The organism is Faecousia intestinalis (assembly GCF_040096185.1).
In the GTDB taxonomy this organism is placed as follows: Bacteria; Bacillota; Clostridia; order Oscillospirales; family Oscillospiraceae; genus JAZOXB01.
In genome coordinates, this window is sequence record NZ_JBBMFF010000203.1 from 1 (window position 1) to 3,761 (window position 3,761).

2 protein-coding genes are annotated in these 3,761 nt (G+C 58.3%); one reads left to right on the top strand and one right to left on the bottom strand.

What is annotated here, in order from left to right:
- Positions 1–636: 636 nt before the first annotated feature.
- Positions 637–3,276, bottom strand: a complete 2,640-nt coding sequence (gene ppdK, locus WMO66_RS06680) for a pyruvate, phosphate dikinase (protein ID WP_349135625.1) — start codon at positions 3,274–3,276, stop codon at positions 637–639.
- Positions 3,277–3,394: 118 nt separating this feature from the next.
- Between ppdK and WMO66_RS06685 the strand changes: the two genes are divergently transcribed.
- Positions 3,395–3,664 carry a hypothetical protein gene (locus WMO66_RS06685; protein ID WP_349135626.1) on the top strand — a complete coding sequence of 90 codons (270 nt, stop codon included), beginning with the start codon at positions 3,395–3,397 and terminating at the stop codon, positions 3,662–3,664.
- Positions 3,665–3,761 lie beyond the last annotated feature (97 nt).

Sequence of the window (3,761 nt, forward strand, 5' to 3'; positions counted from 1 at the left end):
TCGTTTTGCCTGTGCCGCCTTTCTGATTGCAGATAGCAATGGTTTTACAGTTTGGCATTTCGCTTTTCCTCCTTCTTGTTAGCTTTGCCTTATCCGCAGCAAACGGATATTTCAGAATGGTTTGGAATCGCTCCTTGCTTTCCGTGATAACCCTTGTGGGCAGGAAGTTCGTGGCGCACCTTCATCCGGCTGGGGCTTTCGCCCCCGATCAGGAATGTACCTGTTGAATGTGTATTCGATTTTCAAGGTTCGTGAGGGCGTTTGTTTTGTCCCTCAATAGGTAGCCAGCGAGAAGGCCCATTTTTTAACCCCCTGAGCGAAAAAATTTCAAAAATTTTTTGGAGCACGAAAAAAGCCGCTGATTTCGTAGTGAAACCAGCGGCTTGATTTACGGTGTGTTCAGCTGAAAATGGTCAAAAAAACTTCATGCCTGAGCACCGCGCCACGGAAATGCGCAAATGCCGGCACATGAAGTTTTTGTGCATCATTTCCGGTTGCCCCACAGGGGCGAGGAAATGGCACATTTCTTATTTTTGCCATGCTTTTGCATGGCAAAAATAACGGTCACACAATCCTGACGGACTGTGTGACCGTATTTATATCAGTTGTTTTGCCTACGCTGTTTGCGTCAACTTCTTATTGGCGCTGTTCGCGGATGGCAGCCTGTGCAGCAGCGAGGCGGGCGATGGGGACACGGAACGGGCTGCAAGAGACGTAGTTCAGGCCGACATTATGGCAGAACTCGACGGAAGCGGGATCGCCGCCGTGCTCGCCGCAGATACCGAGCTTGATGTGCGGGCGGGTGGCGCGGCCCATTTCAGCAGCCATCTTCACGAGCTTGCCGACGCCCTTCTGGTCGAGGTGGGCGAACGGATCGGACTCGTAGATCTTGTGGTCGTAGTAGGAGTCGAGGAACTTGCCTGCGTCGTCGCGGCTGAAGCCGAACGTCATCTGGGTCAGGTCGTTCGTGCCGAAGGAGAAGAACTCGGCCTCGGTGGCGATCTCGTCCGCGGTCAGAGCGGCGCGCGGGATCTCGATCATGGTGCCGACGGTGTACTTCATCTCGACACCGGCCTCTTCGATCAGGCGGTCAGCCGTAGCGGTGACGACGTCCTTGACGAACTTCAGCTCCTTGACCTCGCCGACCAGCGGGATCATGATCTCCGGCTCGATGCGGTACCAGGAGAACTCCTTGTTGACCTTGATAGCGGCATTGATGACGGCGGTGGTCTGCATCTCGGCGATCTCCGGATAGGTGACAGCCAGACGGCAGCCGCGGTGGCCCATCATCGGGTTGAACTCATGCAGGGAGGCGATGACATCCTTGAGCTCGGCGACGCTGACGTGCAGCTCTTCGGCGATCTCGGCGATGTCCTCTTCCTTCGTCGGCAGGAACTCGTGCAGAGGGGGATCCAGGAAGCGGATGGTCATCGGACGGCCCTTGAGCTCGCGATACATCGCTTCGAAGTCGCCCTGCTGATACGGCAGGATCTTGGCCAGAGCTTCCTTGCGGGCCTCGACCGTCTTGGCGACGATCATCTCGCGCATGGCCTTGATACGGGTGGCCTCAAAGAACATGTGCTCCGTGCGGCACAGGCCGATGCCTTCTGCGCCGAACTTCACGGCCTGCGCAGTGTCGCGGGGGTTATCGGCGTTCGTGCGGACGCGCAGAACGCGGAAGCTGTCGGCCCACTTCATGAAGCGGTCAAAGTTGCCGCTGATGGTGGCCTCGACGGTCTTGACGGCGCAGCCGTAGATGTTGCCGGTGGAGCCGTCGATGGAGATCCAGTCGCCCTCGTGGTAATCCTTGCCGGCGAGGGTGAAGTACTTCTCTTCCTCGTGCATGGTGATCTCACCGCAGCCGGAGACGCAGCAGGTGCCCATGCCGCGCGCGACGACGGCAGCGTGGGACGTCATGCCGCCGCGGACGGTCAGGATGCCCTGTGCGGCAGCCATGCCCTCGATGTCCTCGGGGCTGGTCTCAAGACGGACGAGAACGACCTTTTCACCGTTGGCGGCCCAGGACTTTGCGTCCTCGGCGGAGAAGACGACACGGCCGCAGGCAGCGCCCGGAGAGGCGGCCAGGCCCTTGCCGACGACCTCGGCGGCCTTCAGCGCGGCGGCGTCGAACTGCGGGTGCAGCAGGGAATCGAGCTGCTTCGGCTCCACGCGCATGACGGCCTCTTCGCGGGAGATCATGCCCTCGTCGACGAGGTCGCAGGCGATCTTCAGCGCGGCGGCAGCGGTGCGCTTGCCGTTACGGGTCTGCAGCATATAGAGCTTGCCGTTCTCGATGGTGAACTCCATATCCTGCATGTCGCGGTAGTGGTTCTCGAGGCGGGTGGCGATGTCGACGAACTGGTCGTAGACAGCGGGCATCTCCTCATGCAGCTTGGAGATCTTGCTCGGCGTGCGGATACCGGCGACGACATCTTCGCCCTGGGCGTTGATGAGGTATTCGCCGAACAGCGCCTTCTCACCGGTGGCCGGATCGCGCGTGAAGGCGACGCCGGTGCCGGACTTGTCGTTCAGGTTGCCGAAGACCATCGGCTGCACGTTGACGGCGGTGCCCCAGGAGTAGGGGATGTCGTTCATGCGGCGATAGACGTTGGCGCGGGGGTTATCCCAGGAGCGGAAGACGGCCTTGATGGCCTCCATGAGCTGGACCGCCGGATCGGTCGGGAAGTCCTCGCCCTTTTCTTCCTTATAGTGAGCCTTGAACAGGTCAACGAGCTTCTTCATGTCGTCGGCGTCGAGGTCGATGTCGTTCTTGACGCCCTTGGCGGCCTTGACTTCGTCGATGATGACCTCGAATGTCTTCTTGGACAGCTCCATGACGACGTCGGAGAACATCTGGATAAAGCGGCGATAGGAATCGTAAACAAAGCGGGTAAACGCAGGCGTGGGGTTACCGGCGATGAGACCGGCGGCGACCTCGTCGTTCAGGCCGAGGTTCAGGATGGTGTCCATCATGCCGGGCATGGAGGCGCGGGCGCCGGAACGGACGGAGACGAGCAGCGGGTTCTTGGCGTCGCCGAACTTCTTGCCGTTGATCTTCTCGATGCGGGCGAGAGCCTCGTAGACCTGCGCCTTGATCTCGTCGTTGATGTTGCGGTCGTCCTCATAATACTTCGTGCAGGCTTCCGTGGAGATGGTGAAGCCCTGCGGGACAGGCATGCCGAGATTCGTCATCTCTGCCAGGTTTGCGCCCTTGCCGCCGAGCAGCTCACGCATGGAGCCGTTACCCTCGGAGAACAGGTAAACATATTTGTGCATACTGTTGATAAACCCCTTTCGTGTCTTGGAAACGGTCACTCGCAGCCGTTTCGAATCGTTTTCTAGTTCTATTCATTCGGATACTTGAACAATATAACACAATTCGCAGGGTTTTTCAATGAATTTCAAAAGAAAAAACCGAAAAAGGCCAATGAAAATATTTTCAGACAGAAAAACGGCGCAAAACCGTCATTTTGCCAGAAAAAACCCGCTGCGCTCCTCCCAAAACGCAGCGGGTTTGGAATTGGTTTTTCAGGAACGGGACATGGGGCAAGCTGAAAATGGAGAGTGGAAAGCTACGCGAGGCCGCCGACCATGTGTTGTAGTTGCGGGGGAGCGGACAGCCGTGCCCGGCACTGCACCGGCGAAACGAACGGACCATCGTTGAAATGGCAAATGCCTCCGAATTGTCATTGCGAGGAGCGAAGCGACGTGGCAATCTCGGGAAGGCACTCGCAGTCCGTACAGGCTGCCGTGAAAACGTA